We start from the raw sequence: 24,983 nt of genomic DNA on the forward strand, positions 1-24,983 counted from the left end.
GCGCGCGCGGTCTCCTGCGGAGACACGACGCGGAGTGACTGCGTCACTCCCAAGGGGACCGCGCTGCTGCGCGGCGCCGGGGGGAGTGGCCCCGGCTGGCAGTCACCTGCGGTGACTGCGGGGCGGTCCCGGTTGGCTCCGGGTCTGCCCGCCGGCCTGTGGTGTGGCCGGCCTTTCTGCGGCTGTTCCGCTCCCTCTCGGGTAGCGTTTCCGCTGGTCAGGGAGCTGATCGGCCGCTGTCCCGATGGTCTGTGTCCTCCGGCCCCTGCGGGGCCTCCGTCCACCGGTCGCGCTCCCGCGCTCCCTTGCAGCTACAGTATGCAGCCAACGAGGGGGCCGTGTCCAGTCCTTCGGGAAGATCCGTACCACGTCACAGAGCGTAACACAAGCCCGGGGCGCCCTCCCCTGACTGGTCTACACCACTCAGAAAAGCCAAAAGACAGGGAAACGAGAGAATGACGGGTCAAATTCAAGGCGGAATCATCTGCACAAAGGTCCTGAAATACGGGCCTGCTAGATTCTGCTGCTCATTCTGCGGAAAGACTCGTAATCAGGTGGGTCATTTGATTACCGGCCCGGGGGTAAATATCTGCTCTGATTGCGTCGACCTATGCCAGGCAATCATCGAGGAAGAGAATTGATGCTCTTACCGTAGTTCCCTCCTTATGGCTCTCTCCGGGCCCCGCTCTTTCGCGTCCGATACCGGATCTCGGATGCGCCGCGCATTCCCTTGGTGGCGTCTCTCCGTCGAGATTCCGTGACGAGCGGTCAGCGTCCGTCATTTGCGCCCGCTTTCGAGGGGTCTCGGGCGTGCTGAGGGCGGTCTCATGTCGACTTGTAGTCGTCTCACGCACGCCTCGGGTGATCTCGGACGCGTCGGTGTCCGTCTCGGCCGCCCAATCTACTGAGGTTACTGAGGGCACTGCACTTACTGATATTCAGTAGCCACAGTGCCCTCAGTCTCGGGTGCGTTTAAGGGCGCCCGAAGCGCCCCAAGTCGCCTATAAATTGGCAGCGCGAGACAACAGAGGGAGACGGGGATGGACAGCGAGCAGCACGGCCAGGACCAGCGCGCGGTGCCGAGCGTGGGCGCCACCCCACCGCCGCCTCCTCGGCAGCCTCCGGCGCTCCCGCCGAGGCCGCCGGCCCCGCCCGGTGCGACGGTTCACCCGCTGGTCACGTGGCTGCGGATGCCTCGCCCCAAGGCGGGTCCGGGGATCTGGCGGGCGGGGCACAAGCCGCGCGCGGCCGAGGAGCCCGACAAGGTGCCGACGCGGCAACTCCTCGTCGGCGCGGTGGCATCGGCGCTGGTGGGGTGGCTGTTGGGGTCACTGCTGTGGAACGGCTACCTGGGTCAGTTCTGGATCTGGCCGTTGTTGCTGCTCACGCCCGATGACGCGTTCCAGTCGATGTACTTCGTGGTCGCCTCCTGGACGTACTACGCGGTCGTGTTCGGCGGCATCGCGGTGTTCTTCGGGCGCCTCGGTGGGTGGCCGGAGCTGCTGCGCCGTACCCGGGCCGCCGTACGGCAGGCGAACGCCAACGCCGAGGCCGCCCAGGGGGCGCCACCGCCGCCTCCGGAGTCCGATCCGGCGCTGTGGCCCCAGTTGCGGGCGGACGGCGCGGAGGCGGCGGCCGACGCCCTCGCCGCCGAGCTGCGCGAGGGCCGGATGACCGACGTCGACTATGCCCGGATTGATCATGCGTGGCGGACCGGACGGGCGCGGGCCGAGATCACCGAACAGGTACGAGCACGCGGTGCTGCTGCCTGCGCTCACGGGTCGGGGGCGCGGGATCTTCCCGCCCGCGCGGCGCAGCACGACCTCCCGCTGCGTCAGGTGCGGATCGGGGCGGCGGCCGACTCCCCGCGCAACCCGTACGTGTACCGGGGCGCGGGGATCGCCCTCGATCCGGCGGTGTTGGGGACGTCGGCGCTGGTGGTCGGCCCGTCGGGGCGGGAGCCGGCCGAGGGCATCGTGGGGCCGGTCATTGAGTCTCTGTGCCTTCAGGCACTCGCGGGGCAGGCCGCGGTGGTCGCCGTGACGTCGGCCGGCTCCGCGGCGCCCCAGAACCGCGCCTTTGACGTGGTGCTGCGGGCCGGTGATCCGAGCATCGCGCACGGCCTCGACCTGTACGCGGGCCTGGACGACGCCGACGAGGCGGCCGCGGTGCTCGCCGAGGCCCTGGTGGGCGACCTCACCGAGGCCAGCCGCGACGACCGATGGGCCGCAACCGCCCTCGCGCAGCTCCTCGGACCCTGGCGCGCGGTGCACGACCGGTTCCCCGGCGTCGACGAGCTGCGCGACCTCCTGGACAGCGAGGCCGCACGCGCCGCTCTGCGGGCCGCGCTGGACGAGCGCGAGGCAACCGCCCACCTGCGGGAGCTGGACGCGTTCGAGCGGCGCTCAGCGGCTCCTGGGGGCCCTGCGGAGGCGTTGTCCACCCGCGTGGCGCTGTTGGACCGGCCGGCCTTCCACGCCCTCCTCGCCGCCCCGGGGTTGGGGGACGCGGCCGGCGACCGCGCGGTGTTCAGCATGCAGCACATTGACCGGCCCGTACGGGTGCGCATTGACCTGCCGGGGCGGGTGCACACGGATGCCTCGCGCATCATCGCGCGCCTGGTGCTCGCGCAATTCACCGAGTGGGCGGCATCCCGCCGAGATCAGTCGGTGTTCGCCTTCCTCGTACTTGAGGACGCTATCCAGACCGTCACCCCTAATTCCCTGCGAGGGCTGCAAAGTCTCCGGCGGAGCAACGCGGGTGTGCTGTTCTCTCTGCGGAACCTGAGCGATATCCCCGAAGGTCTGAGGGATCACCTATTGGCGGCGGTGGGTTGTCGTATCGCGTGCGTGGGTGTGAGTTCCTGGGATGCTCAGCATTTCGCCACCGCGTGGGGAACTGAGTGGGTGGAGACAGAGGCAATTACTCACCGGCAGGTGCGCGCCGAGCATCCGGGAACAAAGGTGTGGCACGCGGTGCGGAAAATGGTCACTGGCCGAGACGTCACAACCAAATCGGTGACCATGCGCCGCGAGGAGCGGCAACGGTGGTCTCCGTCGCAATTGGCGAACGAGATGCAGACCGGTCATGCCGTAATTTCTCTGACGGCCGTGACCGGTGAGCGGATGCCGCCGATACTGACCAAGTTGGGCGGATAAGGAATCCGCATACGCGAAAGGGGCCTGCGGTGGTCGACCGCAGGCCCCTTTTGCTGTTTCCGTATGCGCTATGCGCGGAGTGACGTCACTTGTCGCCGCTCTTCTTCTGCTTTCCGGTTCCTCGGTTGCTGTGGGTCGACATTCCGTCGGCGACACCGTTTACGCGGCTGTTCCTCCCGCCGCCTCCCTGTCCGCCGGATCGTCGGCTGTTGTCTCCGCGTCCGGCGTGCGTCTGGATTCCTTGGGCGACAACTCCGGCCGCAGTTCCCGTCACCTTTAGGGCGCCGCGCGCGGCCGTCGCTCCGGCGCGCACGGCGAGGCCCGCCTTAATGTCGTCCCCGTACCCGGGCACGAATCGGAAGATGGCGACGCCTGCCCCGATAGCGATGATGACGACGGCGTTTCCGGCGACGAGCACCGTTCCCGGGTCCGACCCTTGCCCCTGGGTGAAAACGTCCGCGATTCCGAGGGCAATTTCAATGATCGGCTTCAGCAGTATCACGGCGACCATGATTCCCGCCCACATACGCACCTTGCCCCACAAGTCGCGGTCGACCAGTGCCGTGTAGACCACGACGCCGAGGAGTGCGCCGAGGTAGAGGGCCGCGGCCCGCAGAACGAGTTCGAGGCCGAGGATTCCCGCCGCGATGATCGTCACCCCGGAAACGATGATCAGCATGATTGGGCCGCCGCCGACAATGTCGCCGTCGCGGCGCAGAACCTCGGCCAGCGTTTTGAAGAGCGCCGGCATGCTGCCGTCGGAACCGGTCACGGCGTTGGTGACCGAGTCGACCGCGCTCACGACGACTTGGAGAGTGAGCGGCGTGAAGGCCGAGGCGATCACGGTGAGCCAGAGGAACCCGACCGCCTCACCGAACGCGGTGGGGAGCGGCACACCCCGCATGGCGCGCTTGGCGACGGCGATGAGCCACAGGACGAGCGTCAGCACCGTGGAGGCCGCGAACACGATCGCGTACTGCTGAAGGAACTTGGTGCTGGTGAAGTCGACGGTGGCGGACCCATCGAGGGCGTGCCCGACCTTTTCGACCGTCCAGGCCGCGCCGCGCGCCACCGAGTGGGCGAGGGAGCTGAGCGGATCAAGGGACTCGGTGGGGTCCCTCGGGGTGGTGGACTTGCCCAGACAGGCGTCCCGTGCGACGCCGACGACGTTGGCGCACGGGTCGGGGGACGGCTCAGCAAGCAGCATCGGTGTGGCCTCCTGGTGGGGTTCGTCTGATGGTCTCAGGCCCCCGGGCGGGGGCGGAGCAATTCGGACGGGCGCCGTTCGGCCGATCAGGACCGCAGCCCCCTGTCCGATCACCTCCGAGGGCCGGTTCCGCCGGGAAACGGGGGGGTGTCGCTGCATGATCGGATTCATTGGTTTCAGCAGGTCACCAACGGTTTTCCGATCGGCTGACCATTGGCGTTGATCGGCCTCGGTGAGCCGATCAACGCCAATGGTCAGCCGATCAGGAGTCGTCCGTGGAGTCGTCCGAGGAGACCCCCGCGAGGGCCTGCTGCACCGCGGCCGCGTAGTAACCGCGCGGCTGTCCCTCGGCCTCGGTGATCTTCTCCGAGGCCAACGTCACCCCCGCGTTCCGCAGTTCGCGGGCGAGGGCCTTCCCCAGCTCCCGCAGGCGCCCCTTGTCGTCGCGGTCGTCCCACCTCCCCCACTTCGCCGCGTCGTCCTTCTTGAGGTAGACGTGGACTTGATCGAGGGTCAGGAACTCCGGGTCGTCCTCCTGGACGAATGCCTCAGCGATGACGACGAGGATCGGCGGCACCTCCGGCTCGTCGTCGTCCCCGCCGCCGGCGGCGGGGCCCGGGGCGGGGGCGGCGGCCGCCTTCAGGAGCTTGTGCCACTCCTTGATCAGGCCCGCCTCGGTGAGCGTGAACGTGACGTCAGGCAGGCCGGCGGCCGCGCGCTCCGCACCGACCCGGGCGGCGTACTCGGACGTGATCTCCCGGAACTTGTACCGGACCGGGCGGGAGGGCATGCCGGGCAGGCCCTGAGCGTAGATCTGTCCGGCGTCGCCAGCCTCGGTGTGGGTGGCCGGCTGAAGCAGATCGGCGCGGTATCCCTCGCCGATCGAGCCGCCTCCGAGCAATTCGGTAACGTCGACCCTGCGGCATGCTCCGAGGATCTTTCCCGGCATCTTCGGGCCGATAGCGTCCCCCAAATAGTCCTTAGTTCCCCACTGGGAAAAGCCCTCGAACCAAACACCCTCTTTGCGGCCGATGAGAATTGCCCTGATGAGCTTCTTCTTATTCTTCTCGGAAAGCTGCGGCCATTCGTCCATGTGCACCACGAACGCGGGGTGCTCGGGGCTCATCCGCCACTTGTTGCCCCACCCGTACGCCCTGCGCTGGCGGGCGCGGGCCGAGCACAGCTTGATCAGGAAATCGAGGACGTTGCCGATCAGCGCCTGATCCATGCAGGCGTCCAGCGTGATGGCGGGGCCGAGGTCGCCGACGCCGGACCCGGCGGGGTCCAGGTTGATCAGGACGGCGTCCCGGGTGGACGTGACCGCCTCGGCCAGGGAGAGGGCGATCCCGGACTTACCGCTACCGGTGTCGCCCACCATGATCAGCATCAGTCCGGCGAGGCTGAACGCAAGTTCGCTCGCGTCCATGCCCACGCCGAAGTCGAAGCGGTCAACGATCGAGGTCGACAGCGGCGGCCGGTACGGGACGGCGCCCACCAGTTCCGGCGTAAACGGGTCGCGCATGACCAGGCGCACCGTGCACGAGTCGCCGAACTCCGGGTCGGCCTCGATCAGGAGGCCGGCGCGGCGCAGGCGCCACGCGGTGATCAGCCTCTTGTACGTCTTCTCCTCGTTGAGGTCGTCCGGCGATCCGCTGCGGAACCGGACACGGACCGACCATCCCCACGGCTCGCGGTGCCCGTCGGTGACGGCCGCGAGGTCGCCGCCCGCCGCGGTGATGACGCGCCGCACCGCCTCCTCGGCCTCCTCGGATGTGGAGACGTCGGCGATCGGGTACTGGCGGGGCTCCTCCGGGTCGGCGCCCGGCGCGTCCCCCGGTCCGGCCTGCGAGGGCAGGGCGAGTTCAGCGCGGGCGAGGAGCCGTTCCGGTACGGGGCGCTGCGTCAGGGTCGGCGGCCGCCGGCCGAGCCACCACAGGACGGCCACGCCGACGGGGAGCACCAGGAGCAAGAGCTGCGGCGCCCGCACGCACAGCAGACCGAGGAGGCCGATCACCACCAGGAGCGCGACGAACCGGCGGGTACTGCCTGCGCGGCGGGCGCGCTTGATCTGGTCATCAGTCGGCTGGACAGGGGCGAACGGCGTCTTCATCAGGTCTTTCAGGGCAGCCGTGCGGCCCTTGCGCTCCTCGCGCAGCACCTTGACCGCCTGGCGCTGCTCCGGCGTCCAGCCGTCCTCCGCGCCGATGCGTTCGAGGCGCGTGATGCGCTTGTGGACGTCTTCCAGCTCCTCGCGGGCGGTCTCGCGTACCTCGTCGTACGCCGCGAGCTGGCGCTGGACGAGGAGCCGGCGGAACTCCTCGTCGCTCTGGTGACCGGTGGTCAGGGTGTGCCGGACGCTCGCCCCGACGTTGCGGGCGCCCTGCCCGATCCGGGTCACGGTCGTACGGCCGAGGCCTGCGGCGGCGCTGGTCTCGCCGTCGGTGGTGTCGGCCGGCGCCTCGGGCGCCTCGGGCGCGGCCGCGGCGGGGTCCTCGGCTGACGTGGGCTCTTTCTCAAGGTCAATGGGGGCGGTTTCGTCGCTCATCTCGTCTCCGGCGCCTTGTTCGAGGGGGAAGAGCGCGGCCCGGACGGGGTCTCCGTCCGGGCCGGGCGGGGTGGGGTGGTGGGTCAGCTGAAGAACGGCTGCTGAATGGCCACGGTGCCAATCCAGTTGATCAGCGGGGTCAGGGTGACGGCGCCGACGAACGGGCCCAAGGCCAGGCCGCAGGGGGCGCCCCACATGAGTTCCTTCTTCGGCTTCTTCTTCGCCGACTTCAGGATGACGACAAAGAGCACGACCATGACGAGCATGATGACCGCACCGAACGGCGTGAGAGTTCCGAACTCAGCAGGGCGCGAGATCTGAACGTGGCTGGCTCCGGTGCCCTTCTCCAGAGCGAAGTCACCGGCCTTTCCGACACCGTTACGCGCCCACGTGAGAATTGTCCCGATGATTCCCCCGGCGCAGGCACCCGCAGCCGCAAAGGCGGCGGCACCCATTCCGAACGGCGCGACTTTCGACCAGTCCCGAGAACTGCTCTTGAACCAGAACCATCCCAGCCGCGCCACCAGAATCAGGATTCCGACGGTGAACATTCCGAGAGTTACGGTCTTCACTTTCTTAGCCCCCTACGAGCACTTGGCCGAGTCCGAAGATGATTGCCACGGGCGCGTAGTACGCGAGTCCCACAGGCAGGCCCCAGGTAAGGAGCCGAGTTGCTTTGCGCTCTACGCGCAGGTGCCAACCGCCGATGATGATGAAACCCATAAAGGTCATTCCGGCGGCGGTAAAGAATTCAAAGCGCTGCGATGCCAGGAAGAGCATGTACGCCGGTCCGACGGTCCACAGCGAGTCAACGAACGCCTTGCCGTTGTCGCTGCGCTTCCGCATCTGGGTCAGCCACGTGAAGTCCCAGTTGGATTCCTTCGGCGGCGCGGCCGGCGTCACGGCGTCCCGCATGTACTCGGCCGCGTACCGCAGGTCAGCCGCCGCGTCCGTCAGGGCCTCGCGGTCCTCCTGGCGGTCGTCGCCGCCGGAGTCCGCGCCGGTCTCCTGGACGCTCCACCACGGCTGATCGTCGGTGCTGCTCACTGCTACCTCCCTGCCGAGGCGGCCGCCCCGACACCCAAGACCCGCCACAGGTACGCGCGCACGCGCAGCTCGTCACCGCCGAGGGTCTGCCACGGCCGCCTCGCGGGGGCCGGAGCGTCCGTCCACTGGTGCCGGATGGGGGGAAGGGTGACGCGGCAACTGCCGGTGTCCGTCGTAGGTGGGGTCATACTGGATCTACCTCTCTGTGACGTGCTGTCAGGTGCGGTCAGTTCTGGGAGGGAGGTCCGGCGGGGGCCCAATCCCCCGCCGGACCCGTCACGGAGCGATCACGTCCCGTGAGAGTAGGCGGCCGCCTGGTGGACCGGGTCGGCGCGGTGGTCGTAGCCGGAGGCCAACAGCCGCGCGGCCTCCTCGCGGTACCCGGAGGCGGTCCCGTTGGCGACGCTGAACGCCTCCTCGATCCGTGCCAGGGGCAGGCGCAGGGACTCCCCGCCCGCCTCGGTGGCGATCATCCGAGCGGTACGCCGGATGTTGCGCTCCCGCTGGGTCAGGCCGGCCGCGTCCTCGGCAGCGAGGGCGGACAGTTCGGCGCGCGCGGCGGCCTCCCGGTCCTCGATCGCCTGACGGTCGGCGGCGGCGGCCGCCGCCTTGTCCTCGGCCGCCTTCCTCGCGGTCTGCTGCGCCGCGGCCTCGGTGTCGGCGGCCCGCTTCTGCGCGTCGGCGACCTCCTGACGGCGGCGGAGGTTCTGCTGCTCGGTCGTCAGGGCCGCCTTTTCGTCCTCGGCCGCCTTGCTCCGGAGAGCCGCCGTGCGGGCGTTCTCCTCGGCCTCCTCCTCGGCCACCGCGCGGCGCTGCGCCTCGGTGGCGGCCCGCTCAGCGGCGGTGCGGGCGGCGGCGGCCTCGATGCCGGCCGTGTCGGCGGCGGCGAGGGCGCGGTGCTCGGCCGCCTTCCGCTCGCCGTCGACCTGGACGCTCAGCACGTCCACCTCGCCCTGCGCGCGCAGCTCCTCGGCCTTGGCGGCGAGGGTCGCCAACTTGTCGGCGTGCTCGCGGGCGCGGCGGTCGGCGTCCTCCTTGTGGCGCAGCTCCTGTTCGGCGCGCTCCCGGTCGGCGCGGCGCTGCTGCTCCTCGCGGCGCATCCGGTCGGGCAGGGCCAGAGCCTCATCGACACCGACGCCGTACGGCGCGAGGAGATCGGGGAGGCGGTCCAGCACGGTCACGGTGTCGTGCTCGCTGAACTCCTCGCCCCGTCCGGCCGCCTCGCGGCGGGCCCCTTCGATCTCCTCGCGGTACTGAATCCACACCCGGTGAATCGCCAGTTCACGGCGCATCTCTCGGGCGTCGCCGTAGGACATGGGGTAGGTCTTGGCAGTGCGGAACACCCACCACGTCGTCCCGAACCGCAGGAACCAGTCGGCGAGGGTGAGGCCGCGCTCGCCGGACTCCAGCCGGGCGGTACGGGTGATCAGGTGGCGTGCGGCCTCGGTCAGCAGTACGTAGGCGGCGGGCATCGCGGCGTGCGCGAGGAGCCGCCCCGGGTCCGTCTGCGCGACCTCCCACACCCCAGGGCTCCCGGGCGCACTGTCGGCGGCCGCGAGGATGTTGAGCACGATCGTCACGGCGGTGGTGGCGTGCGCGGCGATCAGCAGCATGGGCTTGGGCATCCGGCGCCACGCCAGAACGAGGGCGATCGAGTACAGGGCGACGATCAAGCCGTCCACACCGATCGGGAAGGCGTACGACCCCTTCGGCCCGAACCCCCAGCCGCGGGCCGCCTGTACCAACGCGTCGTAGGAGAGGGCGAACCCGACGGCGGCGACGACGAGACCGGCGAGGGCCGCGAGGGCCGCGACGAACCACATGATCGTGGTGAGGCGGCGGCGCGGCGCGGGCGAGGCCTCCGAGGAGGACTCGGTGGCGGCCTCGGTGGCGCGGCCGCTGTCGTCCGCCCCGGCGGCCGGCGCCTCTCGGGTGGGGGGCTCCGGCTCCGGCGGACGCCCGGGGGCGGCCTCGGTGCGCGGGTCGGTCATGGTGGTCACGTGCTGTCCTCCGTCGTGGTGCTGCGGGGCGGTTGGGGCGTGGGTCACGGGGTCTCGGGGGGCTCGGTGGTGTAGGCGTGCCAGTACGGCTCCGGCACCTCGCCGTCGCGCATGACCAGGGCCTCGGCCCGGTACTCGCGGGCGTTCCCACGGGCGATCTCGGCGGCCCGCGCCGCGCACGCCCGGGTGTACTCGCTGCGCGCCGGGTCGGCGGCGACGAGGGCGCCGTCACGGGCGGCCGCGTACGCGCGGGCCGCCAGCCGGTCCCACGTGTCGGCCCACCTGGTCAGTTCCTCCCCGGTGATGAACTCGGGTTCCACTGGGTCCTCCTGGTCGGTGTGGTCGGTGCTGGTGTCCCGGGCCGGAGTCGATCCGGCAGCCTCGCGCCGTGTTCCGGGACTGTCACGCGGTGGCCTCGCCCGCCCATCCTGCGGCGGGTGCTCTTCCGGTGACGAGGGGGTTTCATGGGATCAGCGGGTCAGGTCCTCCGGCCGAAGCGCCGGCGGCGCCCGCCGCCGTTCCCCATGCCGCGCGAAAACCCGTCGGTGGCCTGCCAGTTGGCCCAACCCTGCCGGTCAGCCTCGGCGGCACTCCGGGCCGGTCGGCCCATCGTGTCGCCGCGGCCGCCGTGCTGGGAGGGGTCGGCGAACAGGAAGGCGAGGGGGTTCTTCATCGGGCACCCCCGCCGGTCGTCCGCGGGATGGTCGTCTGCGCGTGGGCCCCGGCGAGAGCGCGCTGGACGCTCGCTTCCGCCCCGGACTGCTGACGACGGGCCTGCGCCTCCTTGTACTCCTGGAGGCACTTCTGCTGCTCGGTCTGCTGCTCGCTCACCGCGCCTCCCTCGGCTTGCCGTTCCGAGGGGTGCCGGGAACCGGCTTGTTCTCCGCCGGGTACCAGCCGCCCCGACTCGCGCTGTACTCGGTCGGGGTGCCCCTGTCGGCGTACGGGCCGCCGGGCTTGGTGCTGATCGGCTTGCGGTCCTTCAGCGCCACGACACACCCCCGGTCGACGGGGCGGGGATGGCGGGGGTGGTGTCGGGCTCCGGCTCGGAACCGGTCCGGTTGTCGTCGCGCACCAGGTGCTCGACGAGGTCACGCAGAGGCGCGTTGATGGGCGCGCCGACGATACGATCCGTCATGGATCGCACCTCCTTTGGTTGCATCAAAGGCGGTCGGTCAAGGCCCCTGGCATGGGTTGCTTCAACAACCCGGGCGGTGCTTCAACACCGCCGCTGGGGGCCGCCCTCGTTTCCGGGGCTGCACCACCATGACACAGAAAACACCGGCGGTGCAACAACGACACCGCCAGTGTTTTTCGGTATGCTCCTCGCGTGACCGAGATCCCAGAAGAGCAGCAGGCGGCCGCGCTACGCGCCGTCAAAGACGCGGGCGAGCGGCGGGCGGCGCTGCTGAAACAGGCCGAGGAGATCCTGACGAAGGAGATCAAGCCTGCGGCGGTGAACGCGGCCCGCCTCGGTGCCGGCCGGAGCCGCATCCGCCAACTCGCAGGCGTCGGCCCCAGCGTGCTCTACCGATGGTTGGGCGAGGCCGGCCTCCCGGTACGCGAAAAGAGCGCGCCGGCCCGCAAGGGGAAGCGCTCTTCCTGAACGCCCGTATGCACCCAGTTCATATTTCATGGGAGTTGCCCATATGCCCAGTACAGCGGGCTATTTACGGCTCACGGTGGCGGCCCTGATGTTCGCAACCGGCGAGACTCAGGCCGACCTCGCGCGCGGCCTCCGGCTGAGTCAGGGACAGGTGTCCCGCAAGCAGGCCGGCGGGACGAAGGGGTCGTGCTGGAACCTTGACGATCTCGACAAGCTGTCGGCCCACTACGGCGTCCCCGTACCCGAGTTGCTGCGGGGCGCCGATCACGCGGTGAGTCAACTCCCCGCCGCGCGCCGCGCCTCTTGCATCGGTGGCACCCAGACGACGATCACCCCCAGGTGATCCGCTTTCCGTTGCACAGGGAGTAGGCTCATCTGCACCACTAGTGCAAAATCTGGATCACGCAACATGATCCAGAAATGCGAAACGGCCCCTGTGGTTGGTCGCCGGGGGGCCGCTCGCGCTGCTATCGCTTCGGGCCAGCATACCGGGCGCGCGCGTCTTGCGCCTAGTAGCAGTTCGGGGCAGGAAGGATGTTCTGCCTATGTCGGACAATACGCCCCCTGAGGGGCTAGTCCATGAGGGTCCCCGCGGCTTCTCCATGACCCCCGGTTGGGTCGTGAAGAGGGCGTTCAAAGACGTTTGGCTCTACGACTGGTTGCGTGCCAGGTATGGCGGGCTTGATGCCATTTTCCCTGGAATCGACACAATCGCGGAAGAGTTCGGAGTGAGCCGGTCGACGGTGGAACGCACGATCCGCCGCCTGGTCGCTGCGAAGTGCATGGAAGTCCGCCCCCGTTACCGGGATGACGGGTCGCAGACCACCAACCTGTACGTGACGAAGTTTGACGAACCGACCGACTGACCAACGGCACGTTCATGAGGGGCCCCGACGAGCGGACGTTCGTCGGGGCCCCTCAGCTATGGAGGACCGATCGCCCCCGTCATTCCTGACGGGGGCGATTTTGCGAGGTTGCGCAGCTCTTCGGCCCCCTGTCATTCCTGACGGGGGCGCCCCCCTCATTTCTGACGGGCCCTCCCCCGGCAGATCTGAAGGCCCCCCTCCGTCAAATCTGCCGGGCAATACAGACAGAGTTGATCTAGAGAGAAGGGGAGGCACACAGAGCTTGAGCTAGACAGATCATCGTGAGTGCTTCGCACTCTCTGATCTCTGGGGGGACTGCTCCTCGCTTCGCTCGTCGTCCCTTCGGGATCGCCTCCCCCCAGACCCCCATAGACACGTTCGCTTCGCTCACGCAGGTCTCGGCAAGCCGAGCCCCCGTGTTCCCGTGGTTGATCGCCGTTGAGCAAGCTGCAACCACCTGATGTGGGAACAGCAACCACAGGACGCGCGTGCGCGCGCGTGTGACGGCTGAGCATCAAGGGGCGCGGAGAGTTCATCGAGACAAGGCACAGACAGGCACCAAGGGCCAGAGCGGCGGCCGTGGGCGCCGATCACCGGCCGTCGGGGAAAACCCCCAGGGGGCGAGGAGTTCGGCGCTCACAGCGGCGTACAGGCGCTTTCGACACCTCGGCCGCCGTGTCCCCCAACGTCGCACTGCCCCTACTGAGGTTCAGTAGGGGCAGTGCGGGGGTGGGGCGGTCCCGGCTGGTGAGCGACCGTAACCGATGCCGGGCTGACTCGTTGGACCCCGGCCGGAGGCCGGGGAAGCGATCAGGCAGGCGGGAGCGCGTCCAGGGCGAGATCCCAGGGGTATTCCTCGACGCGGCCGCGCTTCGGCGGGTGTGGCACGAACCCCTCGTCGTGGTCGTCGTCCAGGAGCACCCGCACGCCGGCCTCGCGCAGGGCGGCGACGGCGCGGGGGAGGGCGGGGTGCTTGGCCTGCGCGGCGTTGATGTACGGCAGGGCGACGATCGGCAGGCCGAGGCCGATTCCCTCGGTCAGGAGGCCGAGGGCGAGGGTGTCCGCGTGGCCGTCGGCCCATTTCGTGAGGGTGTTGAGGGTGACGGGCGCAGCGAGGAGCGCGTGCGCATCCGGCAGGACGTCCTCCCCGGACGGAAGCTTGTAGAGGTGGCGGACGGCATGGCCGGTGAGCGTGCGGAGCGCGTCCAGCTCGCCCACGGCGTCCTCGGTCGCCCACCTGTGGGCGGACGGCGTGAGGATGAGGCAGACGTCCCAGCCGCGGGCCTGCGCGGCACGGATGCCGGTCTGGACACGGCGGGCGGGCGGCGCGGCACTGGAGATCACATAGAGGGTGCTAGTCACCCGGGCAGTCCACAGCGAACGGCGAGTGCCCGCAAGCGCCCTTCCGCGCCCCCCACGCCCAAAAGGCGCAGGTCGTCAACGAGTTGACGGGTCCGAGGGCGGCAGTGCACTTCCTCCTTCGCCTCCTTCTCCGCGTCCAGGAGGGTGTCCACCGCCGTCTCCCGCTCCCCGGCCTGTGCGTACGCGCGGGCGAGGTCGGCGAGGTGGTGTGCGCGGCGCTCGCGGGGGAGGGCGGCGCGGTCGTCGGCGGTGATCTCCATTGCGACGGCGACGGCATCCGCGCCCTGTGAAAGCTGCACATGCGCCGCGACCCGGTACAACGCGACGTTGGTTCCCGAGAACGCGGTGAACAGGGCGTTCCCGTCGCCGGCGTCGCCGAGTTCGGCCGCGTGCTCGTCGGCCTGGTCCAAGAGGTCGGGGACCGCGCGGGCGTCGGCGGCGGCGTGGCGGTCGTCGCGTTCGGCCGCCACCGCCCGCGCCATCGAGGCTTTGAGGTACAGCATCCCGAGGGTGGACAACCCGTCGGCGCCCCGGGCCGTGAGGTCGGGTTCGAGGCGGGCGGCGGCCGCCACGGCGAAGTCGGCGGCGGCGCGGGCCTGCCCGTCGGCGGTCATCGCGTCCGCCAGATGCCGGCACGCCGACGCCATGATGACCGGGCACCCTGACCGTTCGGCCGCGGTGACGGCGCGGTGGCCGGCGATCGTGGCGAGGGCGCCGTCACCGAACTTGATCGAGGCCGCCTCGGTGAGCTGCAACACCATCGACAGGGACCGGTACGCCGCTAGTTGGTCGACGCCCTGGTGGCGGGCGGCGGCCCGGTTGGCGGCGACGAGGAGTTCGGGCACCAGGCGGCCGAGGGCGGCGAAGTGGGAGGCCTGGAACGACGTCCAGCCGTGACGGACCCGGGCGCGCAGGACGTCGACCGGCAGGGGGTCGGCGGGGTCGGAGTCGTCCGTGCCGGTGATCACGTCGTGGCTCTGTAGAACGGTGCGGATGCGTGCCAGTTCGGCCGCGTCCACGCATTCGTCCTCGGGCCCGGCGGTGAGGAGTGCGAGGAGATCGACGGTCAGGACGCGGGCCGCGTCCTCCAGCACGGACAAGCGCGGGTCGGCCTGCCGGTCGCCCGCTTCGAGGAACTGCACCCACCGTTTGCTCCGGCCGCCCATGAGGCGGCCGAACTCGGTCTGCGAGAGGCGGCGGCGCTCGCGCCAGTAGGCGATGCGGCGGCCGATGACCCTGGTGTCCATAGGGATCTCCGGGACGGCGGAACAAGGCGAACACTCTGTTCGCCTACCTTCCGTTGTACGCCCCCTACCGTGCGCATATGGCCAGTTCCGAGAACACCACCGCATCGGGTCCGGGGTGGGTCGACTCCTTCCGGCACCCGGATACCGAGATGGAACGCCGGCTGCGCGTCGGCGGTCTGTCGGCCACCACCTTGACCGCGGCGGGGACGTCGTGGGATGCGGTGGTGATCGCCCCCCTCGAACGCGGCCTCGCTGCGCTCGATGCCCTCGACGTCCCCCTCGACGCAGGGTTCGGCGTGTACGCCGACTATCGCCGGTACGAGCTGATCGTGCTCGTCGCCCCGGGCGCGGCGGCCGCCGAGGTCTCCGACGTCCAGGGCGTGCGGGGCGTGCGGGTACTGTCGCGCGGATCATGGGTCCTGATGCCGACGAACGGCGACGGGACATGGGAGGCCGCCACCCTCAGCCGTCCAGCCCGCCTCTGTCCCCGCTATGTTGACCCCGCCCGGTTGTGCGCGGCCGCCGTGGCGGTCGACGCGGCGCGCGGCGCGCCCGCCTGCGCCTCCTGACTCCACAGGCGGCTCCTCCCCCCGTGGGAGCTGCCTGTGGACCCCTCGGCCCCCGGAACCTTCGCGCCTGGTTCCGGGGGCCTGCCATGTCCAGCGCGGGGGCGGCCCGCGCAAGGCGAACACTCTGTTCGCCCCCGCCGAGGCCGCCCGCCCGTACCGTCCCGTCATGGCGCATCACAACGGCACACCGCCGCCCGAACGCGGCCCCTCCGGTCACCTCCCCGCTACCCGCCCCGCAGGCGGGAGCGCGGTCGAAACGGTCGGGACCGGCCGGCCGCCCCTGTTCGCCCAAGACCTCGTGCGGTCCCTCGATGTGGCGACCGGCGCCGTCGGCGCGCTCGTCGACCGAGGGCAGTCGAGTGACGTCTCGGTGTCCGCGCTGACGGCCCTGGTCTGCAACGGGGAGACCGCCGCCGACGCGCTCCAGGCCGCCGCCGACGTCGCACGGCAGTCCCCCAACCTCGAACCGCACGGCCTGTCCCTTGCGAGGGTCCCCGGGTCGGTCCCCGGTACCTGGGAGTACGTCATCACGATGACCGTGAGTGCGCGCGACCCGCAGACCGGCGAGTACGGCGGCGCCACGCACCACGCCGACCGGCTGAGGGGTGAGCAGCGATGACCACCCGCACGTTCCGGCTCCGGGCGTTCGAGATCTCCCCGGCGGCCCGCACCTCCGGGCAGGCCGGCGCCGCGGCCGACGAGTTGGCGCACCCGGAGTTCGAGGCCGTGTGCGTCTCGGGCGACGAGGAGGATTGCGGCGAGAAGTCCGGCCCCCTGCCGGACGCCGATCACCTCGACACGTGGATGGCCGAGCACACCCGCGACACCGGACACCGCCGTTACCGGCGGGCCTACTGCGAGTACGCGACCGTCGAACCGGGGGCGTGGCTGTGACCGATGACCGGCGGGCCGAACTCTGGCAGCGTGCCGAGCGAATACGGGTGGGCGTCGACACCGTTCGAGCCGCCCGTGCGGCCCTCGCGCAGCAGCGCGCCGGCCGAACCGGAACCGCGGGCCGGTAGGCCCCTTCCCAGCGCCCCGGACCGTCCCCCCGCGGTCCGGGGCGCAGTCGCCTACTGGGGGTACTGAAGGTCAGTAACTTCAGTAGTTTCAGGAAATCGGTGGTCATCGGTCCGAGAGTTTGTGATCATTCCTCCTGTGCAGCGATTCCGGCGGCGCGTCGGTCCGTTGCTAGACCTCGCCGCCCACGGGGGGTCTCAGAGAGGATCATGAACAGAACGGGAACAGCACTGTGAACAATCGAATGGTCACCGCAGCGGCGGCAATCGCAGCCACCGCAACCCTCGCCACGATCGGCGCCACGTCCACCGCGTCCGCCGCCGAGAAGTCCTCTGTCAGCTACTCGGACACCGCCTACTACGGCACCCCCAAGAGCGGCACCGGAGGCCTCATCCTCCGTGACTCGCGGGGCAACGCCACCAGCAGCGGCATCGGCGAGGGCACCCGCTTCCAGTTCCTCGGCACGTGCGCCCGTGCCAACGGCGTCGGCCTGGTCAAGGTCCGCCAGATCGAGCACGGCGGGTGGGGCTCGTCGTACACCGGCTACGTGCGCCGCGCGTTCGCCAACCTGCCCCCGAGCCTTCCCTGCTGATCCGATCCACCACTGAGGGCCCTGCCCCTACTGCTAGTCAGTAGGGGCAGGGCCCTCGCCCGTTTCGACGGCGCGCGGCCCTCCGAGGCCGGCGCCTCCCCCCTTGTCCAGTTCTGCAACCCCCCCCTTGTCCGGCTCTGCTACCCCCCTTGTCCGGGGTCGCCCAAGGGCGCGTTTCCCCTTGACACGGTGCGACAAAAGCGGCAATTAGACGGCGGACAAGGGGGGGTTGTCCAGGGTGGCGGCCGACGCGCGGCCGACTCCTCGTCGGCGGCGCGGCCCGCCCTCACGACCGAGGGCGGAGGACGCCGACGGAACCGGAGCCCCCTCGATGACGACCACCGACCCGCAGGCGCGCGCCGCCACCCCCGCCTCCTCGTCCGCGCCGGCCGGAACGGCGCCGGATGCCGCGCACGGCCAGGAGCACGCCCGCGGGCACGCTCGGGAGCACAGCCAAGGGCCCGCGGCCGCGCACACGGCCCTCGCCCGCCGCAGCGCCGTTTCCGCAGTTCGCAGGGTGGGTGAGAGGGCCGCGCAGGGCGCCGACTCCTCTCTAGCCCCTGCCACCACCGACCTGGGAGTGGAACACGAGCTGCGAATCTTGCAGCTCCTCGCGTGCACGCGGGTGGCCACGCCCCACCAGTTCCACACCTGGCTCACCCCGACCGCGTCGGACACGAGCACGGTCCGCCGGCACCTGCGCCGCATGGCGCGCTCCGGCCTGGTGGCCGCGAACGAGGAGCGGCGGCCGAACATCTGGTTCCTCACCCCCGCCGGCCTCGCCGAGGCCCGCCGCGCAGGCCTCGCCGACCACCGCACCACCAGCGTCACGGGCGAGCACGTCGCCGCCTCGCCCGCGTACGCCCACGCCCTGGCGGTCACCGCGGCCGCCGTCGCGTTCTCCCGCAACCTGCGCCCGGACACCAGCCTCGGGACCGCGCTCGGGGAAGTCGCCGACTGGGAGGTGGAGGTGGCCCACCCCCTCGGCTCCGCCGGCCTCCTCATCCCGGACGCGGTGCTGCACCTGCGCTACCCCGACGTGCCGCACGCGTTCGTAGAGGTCGACCGCGCCACCATGTCCCTGGGGCGCCTGGTGACCAAGGTCGCCTCGTACGAGCGGTACCGCACCCACACCCGCGCCGCCGGCCCGCGCACCCCGGCGAGGGCGGCCGGACTGCCGGACTGGTGGACCCGCTACCCGCGCGCCGCCGGCCGCGACCGGTTCCCGCCGCTGCTGATCGTGCTGGACGGCAAGAGCGCCGACGTCCTCAGCACCCGCGCCACCGACGTCCTCAACGGCGTGGCGACCCTGCGGGGCATCCGCAACCGTCAGTTCGCCGTCGGGGTGGCGGCCCTCGCGGACGTCCAGGAGCAAGGCGCGCTCAGCGCCGTGTGGCGGGTGCCCGTCGGGACGGACGAACCGGTGCGCCTCGCTCACCTCATCCGGCACACACGCGCTCACGGGTAGCCACTGACCCTCAGTAGGCCACGTACCCGCAGTACCTTGCGCAGCGTCTCATGCGAGAGAAAAGCGCATCACGGATACTGAATCTGTATTTGCGATGCTAGAGTGTTATGCATGAGTCCTAGTCTCAGTACGGAAGATCTGCTCAGGCTCACCGTGTCCGCGCTCATGAGCCGGACCGGTGAGCGTCAGGGCGACCTCGCGGTGGGGATCGGGCAGGCGCAGGCGCAGGTGTCGCGCAAGCAGACCGGCCGCCAGCACTGGACGCTCGATGACGTCGACCGGATCGCCGGGCACTACGGCGTGCGCGTCCTCGATCTCCTCGCCGGTCCCACCCACGCCGTGACGGCGCTCCCCGCCGGCCGGGCGGCCGCCGACCAGACCTTGATCCCCCTCACGGCGGCCGCCGACGTCCCGGCGACGTTCACCGCCGCGCCGCCGCCCCTGCCCGCCCCGCGCGTCCAGGGCGAGGCCGCGGTGCCCGCGCGCGGCGGGCGGCAGGGCGGCCCCTGCGTACTGTGCGGGGCCCCGGCCGAGGATGAGGTGGAAGGCATCCCGCAGCACCTCACCCGCGAGGAGTGCGCCGCCGCCACGGACGCGGCGGCGCAGCACGGCGCCGAGGGGGCGGTGGAGGCCGAGGCCGCGCCGGTCGACCCGACCCCGGACCCGACCCCGGAGCCGGAGCCGGAGCCCACGGCGGCCCCTGCGCCGGCCGAACCGGCGGCCGCCGCAGCTCCCCCGCGCCGGGCACCCGGCTACGCCTCCTCGTCGCTCGTTGACCAGATCAACGCCCGCGTACGCGACGTGCTGACCGAGCACCAGGGCGACTACGAGGAAGCGCAGGCCGCCCTCATCAAGTCCGCGATTCCCGACGTGATGGCCCTCTTCAAAGCCTCCCGCGTCGGCGGCCGATACGAGCACTCGGAATTCCCGCCGACTCACGAGATTCTGAACAAGAGGTCTCAGAAGGGGGCCGACGAGATTTGGGAGGGCCGCCCGAAGTGGCGTAACAGGGAAGTCGTCGCCGCAGCGAAGAACGGCGAGGAATTCGAGGTGACCGCCCTCGATATGAACGCGGCCTACCTGTCCGCCCTCAAGTGCTGGTTGCCGATCGGCCGGTTGCAGGAGGACACCAGCGGCACCCACAACCCCAAGAAGGCCGGCGTCCACCTGATCACCCCGGCCGAGTGGGACCACCCCGACCTCCCCAACCCGCTGGGCAACCGCATGGAGCCTGGTGAGCTGTGGGTGACGGAGTCCACGCTTCGCCTCCTCCTGGACGTCGCCCGGCCGGTCGTCGGCAAGGGGGGCGACGTCGTACGGCCCGCCCTCGCCGAGGCCCCCGTGATCCACCGATCCCTCGTCTCCGGCGCCACGGAAGCGCTCCTCGAAAAGCTGCGCCGCGCCCTCGCCGAAGTGCGAAAGAATGCCATTGCCGAAGGTGACGGAATCACCCTGGAATACGTGAAGTCCATGTATTCTAAGTTCGTGTCCACCATCGGTGAATCCAGCAGTAACCGGGAACTCCGCCGACCGGACATGATGCACATCATCCGCTCTAAGGCGTTCGCCAATCTGTGGATGAAGGCTGAAAAGGCGCGCGCCCACGGGCTGACTGTCGTAGAGATCTCCGGTACGGACGAACTCCACGTCGTGGGCGACTGGCGGAAGGTGTTCCCGGAAGGCCGAGACCTGAACCAGGTCAAGGAGAAGAGGGTGTACATGCTCGGGGGTAAGCGCTGATGGCCGGATCACCGGGACTGTGGGCCGCCTGGGGCGAGTTCGGGAAATACAACGCGCAGGGGATGAAGGGCGGTGAAGCCCTGATTCTGGAACTCAACCGGATCGTGTACACCTCCGGTATCTCCTCGCCCGTCACATCAAAGCGAGGCATGAATGCCCGGCTGCGGTACCTCAATAGCGCAAAAGGCCGCGAGGCGATGAGGGAACAGGGCATCACCGACCGCGCTATGAAGAACTGGTACAAGGGAAAGGTGTCTCCCTCGGCCGAGAACCGGCAGAAGATCGACAACGCCTATTGGACCCGGCGGCGGGAAAACCTGATCCGGTCCGGATGGCTAAAGCGGCACCTCGACAACAACGGCCGGGGACGACAAGTCGAGATCTACCCTGTGGACGAACGCAATGTCCCCGAGCCCCGTCGCCGCACCACGGGCACGCGTCGCGACCTGACGAACCGCTCGATCACCGTCCGGTATCTCTGGGGCGCTCTTGTCGATGCGTGGGCCGCTCAGGATGAGGACCTGATGGACGAGATTTGGGATGACGTCATTTCGGATCTCGACTCCGATTACACGGCATACGCCTACGTTTCCGCAGTCGGAATCGGAGCCTGATTCCCGACCTGTTCCGCCCCGCGCGGCCCTCGGTGCTCGGAGCCGTCCAGGAGCGCGTCAGGGGCAAGCCGCTCGATCGGCAGCAGACGCGGACCCGCGTCCGTCGCCGGCGTGCTCCTGGTGGTGCTCGGGCCCGTCCCGAGGCGGCGGCGCGTGGTGCTCATAGGAGGATCTTGCCCCCTCGGGCAGAGGCCGGCGGACGCTTCCGGACGCAACCGCCTTACGCCACCGCGTACCGGTGGCTACCCTGCAACCATGTCTGTGACCACCATGACCCTGCGCATCCCCGATGAACTCGCACCCTCGATCAGGGCGGCCGCCTCCGAGGCCGGCATGAGCGTGAACGCGTACGTGGTGCGCGCGGCCCGCCGCGCCGCCACCCTCGACGCCGCGCAGCAGCTCGCCGCGCTCGGCCTCGGCGAGGACCTGGTGGGCGAGGGCGACACCCTGTGAACCGGGGTGAAATCTGGACCCTCCCCGACGGCCGCCACGTCCTGATCATCAGCCTGACCGGCCTGGAACAGTCGTACGGCGCCGTCCTCGTGATCGTGCTGCACGACAGCGGCCGCTACCCCGACACCGCCATGTCGGTGGTGATCGGCGACCCGGTCCCGTGCACCGCCGTCGCCGTCAACATCACGCAGATGAGGGCCGACCGGTTCGAGGGCGCGAAGCTCCGCGGCCCGGTTGACCCCGCCACCATGTCCCGGGTGGATCAAGCCCTGCGCGCCGTCCAAGACCTGTAGCCGGCGCCCTCCCCGGGGGCGCCCCGAGGACGCCCTGAGCGGCCCCTGAGAGCCCGAACCGCCCCGCGTCGGCCGGTTCCCCCGCTTCGGCCCCGCAGGGCCAGCAAGGGGCCGCGAGGCCCTTGCATGACCCCACTGCATCTACTGACACTCAGTAGGTGCAGTGGGGTCATGCGTATTTGGGGGGCGGGCGGCGGTGCCCGTCGCTAGCCTGGACGGTTCGTGATCACGAGCGAGGGGGAGCGGATGAACCACGACCAGGACCACGACGAGCACCAGGCCCTCGCGGTGGCCCTCGGCCTACTGCTGCTCGTAGGCGGCGTGATCCTCGTCTGCTGCTGGGCCGGACCGTTCACCGCGTTCGCCGCGGGCGCCGGCCCCGTCATCGCCGTGTACGCCGGTCCCCGGGTCGCCCGCGCCCTGGCCGTGCGCCGCGCCGTGCGCCGTCTACGCCGCAGCCTGCGCGACGCGTGACCCGGAGTGGCGTACTGAGGGGCAGTAGCCGCAGTACCGTACGGCTATGCCCGTACTGCGGATCGCACTCGTCAGCATCAAACCCGGGGTGGGGAAGAGCACCACAGGGGTGTTCCTCTGCAAGAGCCTTCAGGAACTCGGCATCGAACCGGTGCTCGGCGACGCCGACAAGGGCGCGTCGTGCCTCAGTTGGATGCAGGACGCGGAAGGCCTCGGCTTCCCCGTGGTCGGGCAGGTGGTCACGACCCTGCACCGCACCCTCCCCGCCCTGGAAGACGGACGGGGCGCGGTGGTGGTCGACGCGCCACAGATCGAAGATCACGAGGCGATTGCACGAGCCGCCCTCGCCTATGCCGACGTATGGATTTTCCCCCTGGCCCCGGGGGGAATGGAAGTACGCCGAACAATGCTGCAACTCCGCAAAAAGCTGAATGAGGCGCGGGACTTCCGAGAGCAAATCGGCCGCCCAAGAGACCCCATGTGCGAAATGGTTCTGCTGACGCGCACCAATCGCCCTTACGCCACAAAAACCGGGCCGGATGCAGAATTCAGGGACTCCCTTGTGGAAAAGGGATTCAAAGTCATGCAGACCGTAATCATGTTCCATGACGATCTGTACCGACAGGCGTACGGCGAAAAGATCGAAACCAAGGGCACGACATACCCGGCCGCAGCCGAGGAAATCATCACTGAATGGGAAAGGGCGCAGGCATGAGCCGTCGGGGAAACAAAGGCCGGTTCACTGACGAGGAGCTGCCCACCGCGGTTGAGGAGACGATCCGGACCACGCCTATCCGCGTGACGGTCGACCTCGCACCCGGCCTGCACAAGGCCCTCAAGCGCTGGTGCAACGGCGCCGCCCTCGACCTCGACCTCACGGACGTCGCCCTCGCCCAGGCGGCGCGCGCGCTCGTGGTGGAGCTGACGGAGCCTGACGCGGCCAACCGCCTCCCGGGCCTGGAAGAGCGCGTCAGGGAACGGCTCAGGGCCGGGAACTACACCCACACCGCCCCTACTGGTGTTCAGTAGCAGCAGTACCTCACTGAGAGCGCGTAGAACGAAGGAGCCGGCCGTGCGCAGAGGTCAGTGGACCGTGCCGCTTGTCCTGGCGGCAGCTACCGCATGCCAGAGCCCTACCCCGACCGACCAGGCCCCGGACCGGCCCGCCCCCGCCGCGGCCAGCACCAGGGCCGCCGCCGCCCCCACTCCACCGCCAGCGCCGGCAACCACAGAGCCCCCCGACTTCAAGCGGGACTTGAAGAACGCCGTGCCCTCGCGCTGGTCGATCGAGCGGCAGGGGACAGGCCGCGGGACCTTGGACATCCCTTTGACCTCGAAGAGCGCAAGCACCGAGATTCTCCTGGTCGCCGCCTGCACCCAAGCAGACAACGAGCCCATGCGAGTCATGCTGACGCGCTCCAACGGATGGTCCGAGAGCAAGGGCGTGGCGTGCGATGGAACGTTGCTCCACCTAAAGGCTCCCGCATCGGGCGACGTCCAGCTAGAGCCGGGCGCGCCCGGCACGGTCGTCCACTGGGCAGTCCTGCACTGAGAGACGGGCGAACCCACCGCTGACCCGAGGGCGCCGGCCAAGCACAGCGGCCGGCGCCCTCGCTGCTGTCCCTACTCCTGGTCACCCCGGACGAGTTCCTGCGCCCTGGCGATGATCTTGTGTTGCAAGCTGTCCAGCTCGGCGGGTGTGAACCCGCGCTCCTGGACGACGGCCCACCCGACGGCGCCGTCGGCACCCGCCGCGGTGGTGAGGCGCGGCGGCGCGTCGTCCGGCCGCGAGAGGGCGTGGCGGCCCTGGTGGACGACGTCCCCACCACGCGTCACGGTGAGGTGATCGGGGCCGGCCTCCATCCACGGAGTCTCGAACGGGTCGCCGCCGTGCAGCTCGGGCGGCCCGGCGAACCAGCCGGCCAAGGAGTCGTCCGGCGCGGTGTGCCCGACCGGCCGCAGGACGCGCCCGCCGGCCTCCTCGGCGACCTCGTACGTCTCGGTCCACCGCGGGTCCTGCTCGGTCTCCTCGTAGGTGACCAAGAGGCGGTCGCCGACCTGCGCGGGATACCAGGGCGCCCCGGTGAGCGCGTTGTGGCCGTCGACCAAAGCCCCGATCTCACCGCCGATATCCCGGCGCCCCTTAGCGTCCTCGGCCTTACTGAGAGGTGATTCCGGCATTCTGCGATCCCCTATTCTGCTTGCGTTTCTCGGGTGGTTAACGGCAGGCTGTTTTGCGGATTCGGTATTCGCTTCCCGCTCGTCATTCTCTCGATTCCTTGCCTTTTGGCTTTTCTGAGTGGTGTAGACCAGTCAGGGGAGGGCGCCCCGGGCTTGTGTTACGCTCTGTGACGTGGTACGGATCTTCCCGAAGGACTGGACACGGCCCCCTCGTTGGCTGCATACTGTAGCTGCAAGGGAGCGCGGGAGCGCGACCGGTGGACGGAGGCCCCGCAGGGGCCGGAGGACACAGACCATCGGGACAGCGGCCGATCAGCTCCCTGACCAGCGGAAACGCTACCCGAGAGGGAGCGGAACAGCCGCAGAAAGGCCGGCCACACCACAGGCCGGCGGGCAGACCCGGAGCCAACCGGGACCGCCCCGCAGTCACCGCAGGTGACTGCCAGCCGGGGCCACTCCCCCCGGCGCCGCGCAGCGGCGCGGTCCCCTTGGGAGTGACGCAGTCACTCCGCGTCGTGTCTCCGCAGGAGACCGCGCGCGC

The 24,983-nt window shown here is 70.0% G+C and carries 30 protein-coding genes; 17 read left to right on the top strand and 13 right to left on the bottom strand.

Annotated features, from left to right (window positions below; genetic code table 11):
• The first annotated feature begins 455 nt into the window (after window positions 1-455).
• Together RI578_RS40405 and RI578_RS40410 are read left to right on the top strand one after the other, a co-directional pair.
• The gene (locus RI578_RS40405) at window positions 456-641 is read left to right on the top strand and encodes a ClpX C4-type zinc finger protein (RefSeq protein WP_399063331.1); all 186 of its coding nucleotides are present in this window, start codon (window positions 456-458) and stop codon (window positions 639-641) included.
• A 399-nt stretch (window positions 642-1,040) separates the two neighbouring features.
• The gene (locus RI578_RS40410) at window positions 1,041-3,158 is read left to right on the top strand and encodes an ATP-binding protein (RefSeq protein WP_310875998.1); all 2,118 of its coding nucleotides are present in this window, start codon (window positions 1,041-1,043) and stop codon (window positions 3,156-3,158) included.
• Between the two features lie 85 nt (window positions 3,159-3,243).
• Here the strand turns inward: RI578_RS40410 and RI578_RS40415 are convergent, their stop codons facing one another.
• The 10 genes from RI578_RS40415 to RI578_RS40460 form a co-directional block, all read right to left on the bottom strand.
• Complete coding sequence (locus tag RI578_RS40415) at window positions 3,244-4,230, bottom strand: hypothetical protein (protein WP_310875999.1); 987 nt, start codon at window positions 4,228-4,230, stop codon at window positions 3,244-3,246.
• A 397-nt stretch (window positions 4,231-4,627) separates the two neighbouring features.
• On the bottom strand, window positions 4,628-6,910 hold the full coding sequence (locus RI578_RS40420) for a hypothetical protein (RefSeq protein WP_310876000.1): 2,283 nt from the start codon (window positions 6,908-6,910) through the stop codon (window positions 4,628-4,630).
• 83 nt (window positions 6,911-6,993) lie between these two features.
• On the bottom strand, window positions 6,994-7,461 hold the full coding sequence (locus RI578_RS40425; RefSeq protein WP_310876001.1) for a hypothetical protein: 468 nt from the start codon (window positions 7,459-7,461) through the stop codon (window positions 6,994-6,996).
• 25 nt (window positions 7,462-7,486) lie between these two features.
• On the bottom strand, window positions 7,487-7,957 hold the full coding sequence (locus tag RI578_RS40430) for a hypothetical protein (RefSeq protein ID WP_310876002.1): 471 nt from the start codon (window positions 7,955-7,957) through the stop codon (window positions 7,487-7,489).
• A 287-nt stretch (window positions 7,958-8,244) separates the two neighbouring features.
• Window positions 8,245-9,948 carry a DUF2637 domain-containing protein gene (locus RI578_RS40435; protein WP_310876026.1) on the bottom strand — a complete coding sequence of 568 codons (1,704 nt, stop codon included), beginning with the start codon at window positions 9,946-9,948 and terminating at the stop codon, window positions 8,245-8,247.
• A gap of 53 nt (window positions 9,949-10,001) precedes the next feature.
• On the bottom strand, window positions 10,002-10,277 hold the full coding sequence (locus tag RI578_RS40440; protein ID WP_310876003.1) for a hypothetical protein: 276 nt from the start codon (window positions 10,275-10,277) through the stop codon (window positions 10,002-10,004).
• A gap of 158 nt (window positions 10,278-10,435) precedes the next feature.
• Window positions 10,436-10,630: a hypothetical protein gene (locus tag RI578_RS40445; RefSeq protein ID WP_310876004.1), complete on the bottom strand. Its 195-nt coding sequence runs from the start codon at window positions 10,628-10,630 to the stop codon at window positions 10,436-10,438.
• Complete coding sequence (locus RI578_RS40450) at window positions 10,627-10,788, bottom strand: hypothetical protein (protein ID WP_310876005.1); 162 nt, start codon at window positions 10,786-10,788, stop codon at window positions 10,627-10,629. Before RI578_RS40450 ends, RI578_RS40445 begins: the two co-directional genes overlap by 4 nt.
• A complete protein-coding gene (locus RI578_RS40455; protein WP_310876006.1) occupies window positions 10,785-10,949 on the bottom strand; it encodes a hypothetical protein in 165 nt (54 codons plus the stop codon). Before RI578_RS40455 ends, RI578_RS40450 begins: the two co-directional genes overlap by 4 nt.
• Entirely contained in the window at window positions 10,940-11,095 is a 156-nt protein-coding gene (locus RI578_RS40460; RefSeq protein WP_310876007.1) for a hypothetical protein, read from the bottom strand. The genes RI578_RS40455 and RI578_RS40460 overlap by 10 nt, the downstream gene beginning before the upstream one ends.
• Before the next feature lie 192 nt (window positions 11,096-11,287).
• On the opposite strand from RI578_RS40460, the gene RI578_RS40465 reads away from it, so the two are divergent.
• From RI578_RS40465 to RI578_RS40475, 3 genes are all read left to right on the top strand, one after another.
• Window positions 11,288-11,563 carry a hypothetical protein gene (locus RI578_RS40465; protein WP_310876008.1) on the top strand — a complete coding sequence of 92 codons (276 nt, stop codon included), beginning with the start codon at window positions 11,288-11,290 and terminating at the stop codon, window positions 11,561-11,563.
• 43 nt (window positions 11,564-11,606) lie between these two features.
• Window positions 11,607-11,906, top strand: coding sequence for a helix-turn-helix transcriptional regulator (locus tag RI578_RS40470; RefSeq protein WP_310876009.1), 300 nt, complete (start codon window positions 11,607-11,609; stop codon window positions 11,904-11,906).
• Between the two features lie 277 nt (window positions 11,907-12,183).
• A complete protein-coding gene (locus RI578_RS40475; RefSeq protein ID WP_310876010.1) occupies window positions 12,184-12,429 on the top strand; it encodes a GntR family transcriptional regulator in 246 nt (81 codons plus the stop codon).
• 810 nt (window positions 12,430-13,239) lie between these two features.
• Here the strand turns inward: RI578_RS40475 and RI578_RS40480 are convergent.
• Together RI578_RS40480 and RI578_RS40485 are read right to left on the bottom strand one after the other, a co-directional pair.
• Window positions 13,240-13,791: a flavoprotein gene (locus RI578_RS40480; RefSeq protein ID WP_310876011.1), complete on the bottom strand. Its 552-nt coding sequence runs from the start codon at window positions 13,789-13,791 to the stop codon at window positions 13,240-13,242.
• Complete coding sequence (locus RI578_RS40485) at window positions 13,788-15,038, bottom strand: helix-turn-helix transcriptional regulator (RefSeq protein WP_310876012.1); 1,251 nt, start codon at window positions 15,036-15,038, stop codon at window positions 13,788-13,790. The genes RI578_RS40480 and RI578_RS40485 overlap by 4 nt, the downstream gene beginning before the upstream one ends.
• Before the next feature lie 77 nt (window positions 15,039-15,115).
• Between RI578_RS40485 and RI578_RS40490 the strand changes: the two genes are divergently transcribed.
• From RI578_RS40490 to RI578_RS40545, 12 genes are all read left to right on the top strand, one after another.
• Window positions 15,116-15,607 carry a hypothetical protein gene (locus RI578_RS40490; protein ID WP_310876013.1) on the top strand — a complete coding sequence of 164 codons (492 nt, stop codon included), beginning with the start codon at window positions 15,116-15,118 and terminating at the stop codon, window positions 15,605-15,607.
• Window positions 15,608-15,773: 166 nt separating this feature from the next.
• Entirely contained in the window at window positions 15,774-16,226 is a 453-nt protein-coding gene (locus RI578_RS40495; RefSeq protein ID WP_310876014.1) for a hypothetical protein, read from the top strand.
• Window positions 16,223-16,501: a hypothetical protein gene (locus RI578_RS40500; RefSeq protein ID WP_310876015.1), complete on the top strand. Its 279-nt coding sequence runs from the start codon at window positions 16,223-16,225 to the stop codon at window positions 16,499-16,501. Before RI578_RS40495 ends, RI578_RS40500 begins: the two co-directional genes overlap by 4 nt.
• A 358-nt stretch (window positions 16,502-16,859) precedes the next feature.
• A complete protein-coding gene (locus RI578_RS40505) occupies window positions 16,860-17,219 on the top strand; it encodes a hypothetical protein (RefSeq protein WP_310876016.1) in 360 nt (119 codons plus the stop codon).
• A 331-nt stretch (window positions 17,220-17,550) separates the two neighbouring features.
• Entirely contained in the window at window positions 17,551-18,687 is a 1,137-nt protein-coding gene (locus RI578_RS40510; protein WP_310876017.1) for a replication-relaxation family protein, read from the top strand.
• 111 nt (window positions 18,688-18,798) lie between these two features.
• Window positions 18,799-20,427, top strand: a complete 1,629-nt coding sequence (locus tag RI578_RS40515) for an acyltransferase (RefSeq protein ID WP_310876018.1) — start codon at window positions 18,799-18,801, stop codon at window positions 20,425-20,427.
• Complete coding sequence (locus RI578_RS40520) at window positions 20,427-21,041, top strand: hypothetical protein (protein ID WP_310876019.1); 615 nt, start codon at window positions 20,427-20,429, stop codon at window positions 21,039-21,041. Before RI578_RS40515 ends, RI578_RS40520 begins: the two co-directional genes overlap by 1 nt.
• 255 nt (window positions 21,042-21,296) lie before the next feature.
• Window positions 21,297-21,494 (top strand): toxin-antitoxin system HicB family antitoxin, encoded by a 198-nt coding sequence (locus RI578_RS40525; RefSeq protein ID WP_310876020.1) that lies wholly within the window; start codon window positions 21,297-21,299, stop codon window positions 21,492-21,494.
• On the top strand, window positions 21,491-21,787 hold the full coding sequence (locus tag RI578_RS40530; protein ID WP_310876021.1) for a hypothetical protein: 297 nt from the start codon (window positions 21,491-21,493) through the stop codon (window positions 21,785-21,787). The genes RI578_RS40525 and RI578_RS40530 overlap by 4 nt, the downstream gene beginning before the upstream one ends.
• A gap of 222 nt (window positions 21,788-22,009) precedes the next feature.
• Window positions 22,010-22,261, top strand: coding sequence for a hypothetical protein (locus RI578_RS40535; protein ID WP_310876022.1), 252 nt, complete (start codon window positions 22,010-22,012; stop codon window positions 22,259-22,261).
• 46 nt (window positions 22,262-22,307) lie between these two features.
• A complete protein-coding gene (locus tag RI578_RS40540; RefSeq protein WP_310876023.1) occupies window positions 22,308-22,976 on the top strand; it encodes a hypothetical protein in 669 nt (222 codons plus the stop codon).
• On the top strand, window positions 22,973-23,290 hold the full coding sequence (locus RI578_RS40545) for a hypothetical protein (protein ID WP_310876024.1): 318 nt from the start codon (window positions 22,973-22,975) through the stop codon (window positions 23,288-23,290). Before RI578_RS40540 ends, RI578_RS40545 begins: the two co-directional genes overlap by 4 nt.
• A gap of 594 nt (window positions 23,291-23,884) precedes the next feature.
• Here the strand turns inward: RI578_RS40545 and RI578_RS40550 are convergent.
• Window positions 23,885-24,370 (bottom strand): hypothetical protein, encoded by a 486-nt coding sequence (locus RI578_RS40550; RefSeq protein WP_310876025.1) that lies wholly within the window; start codon window positions 24,368-24,370, stop codon window positions 23,885-23,887.
• Between the last annotated feature and the right edge of the window lie 613 nt (window positions 24,371-24,983).

The sequence above is a fragment of the Streptomyces sp. BB1-1-1 genome, assembly GCF_031597775.1.
Taxonomy (GTDB): domain Bacteria; phylum Actinomycetota; class Actinomycetes; order Streptomycetales; family Streptomycetaceae; genus Streptomyces; species Streptomyces thinghirensis.

What these genes read in the sequence shown, in the direction of transcription:
- RI578_RS40515 (WP_310876018.1), top strand. Translation starts at nt 18,799, where the DNA reads ATGAGTCCTAGTCTCAGTACGGAAGATCTGCTCAGGCTCACCGTGTCC.
- RI578_RS40470 (WP_310876009.1), top strand. Translation starts at nt 11,607, where the DNA reads ATGCCCAGTACAGCGGGCTATTTACGGCTCACGGTGGCGGCCCTGATG.
- RI578_RS40445 (WP_310876004.1), bottom strand. Translation starts at nt 10,630, where the DNA reads ATGAAGAACCCCCTCGCCTTCCTGTTCGCCGACCCCTCCCAGCACGGC.
- RI578_RS40425 (WP_310876001.1), bottom strand. Translation starts at nt 7,461, where the DNA reads ATGTTCACCGTCGGAATCCTGATTCTGGTGGCGCGGCTGGGATGGTTC.
- RI578_RS40460 (WP_310876007.1), bottom strand. Translation starts at nt 11,095, where the DNA reads ATGACGGATCGTATCGTCGGCGCGCCCATCAACGCGCCTCTGCGTGAC.
- RI578_RS40420 (WP_310876000.1), bottom strand. Translation starts at nt 6,910, where the DNA reads ATGAGCGACGAAACCGCCCCCATTGACCTTGAGAAAGAGCCCACGTCA.
- RI578_RS40540 (WP_310876023.1), top strand. Translation starts at nt 22,308, where the DNA reads ATGCCCGTACTGCGGATCGCACTCGTCAGCATCAAACCCGGGGTGGGG.
- RI578_RS40520 (WP_310876019.1), top strand. Translation starts at nt 20,427, where the DNA reads ATGGCCGGATCACCGGGACTGTGGGCCGCCTGGGGCGAGTTCGGGAAA.
- RI578_RS40495 (WP_310876014.1), top strand. Translation starts at nt 15,774, where the DNA reads ATGGCGCATCACAACGGCACACCGCCGCCCGAACGCGGCCCCTCCGGT.
- RI578_RS40545 (WP_310876024.1), top strand. Translation starts at nt 22,973, where the DNA reads ATGAGCCGTCGGGGAAACAAAGGCCGGTTCACTGACGAGGAGCTGCCC.
- RI578_RS40405 (WP_399063331.1), top strand. Translation starts at nt 456, where the DNA reads ATGACGGGTCAAATTCAAGGCGGAATCATCTGCACAAAGGTCCTGAAA.
- RI578_RS40500 (WP_310876015.1), top strand. Translation starts at nt 16,223, where the DNA reads ATGACCACCCGCACGTTCCGGCTCCGGGCGTTCGAGATCTCCCCGGCG.
- RI578_RS40410 (WP_310875998.1), top strand. Translation starts at nt 1,041, where the DNA reads ATGGACAGCGAGCAGCACGGCCAGGACCAGCGCGCGGTGCCGAGCGTG.
- RI578_RS40485 (WP_310876012.1), bottom strand. Translation starts at nt 15,038, where the DNA reads ATGGACACCAGGGTCATCGGCCGCCGCATCGCCTACTGGCGCGAGCGC.
- RI578_RS40525 (WP_310876020.1), top strand. Translation starts at nt 21,297, where the DNA reads ATGTCTGTGACCACCATGACCCTGCGCATCCCCGATGAACTCGCACCC.
- RI578_RS40490 (WP_310876013.1), top strand. Translation starts at nt 15,116, where the DNA reads ATGGCCAGTTCCGAGAACACCACCGCATCGGGTCCGGGGTGGGTCGAC.
- RI578_RS40510 (WP_310876017.1), top strand. Translation starts at nt 17,551, where the DNA reads ATGACGACCACCGACCCGCAGGCGCGCGCCGCCACCCCCGCCTCCTCG.
- RI578_RS40435 (WP_310876026.1), bottom strand. Translation starts at nt 9,948, where the DNA reads ATGACCGACCCGCGCACCGAGGCCGCCCCCGGGCGTCCGCCGGAGCCG.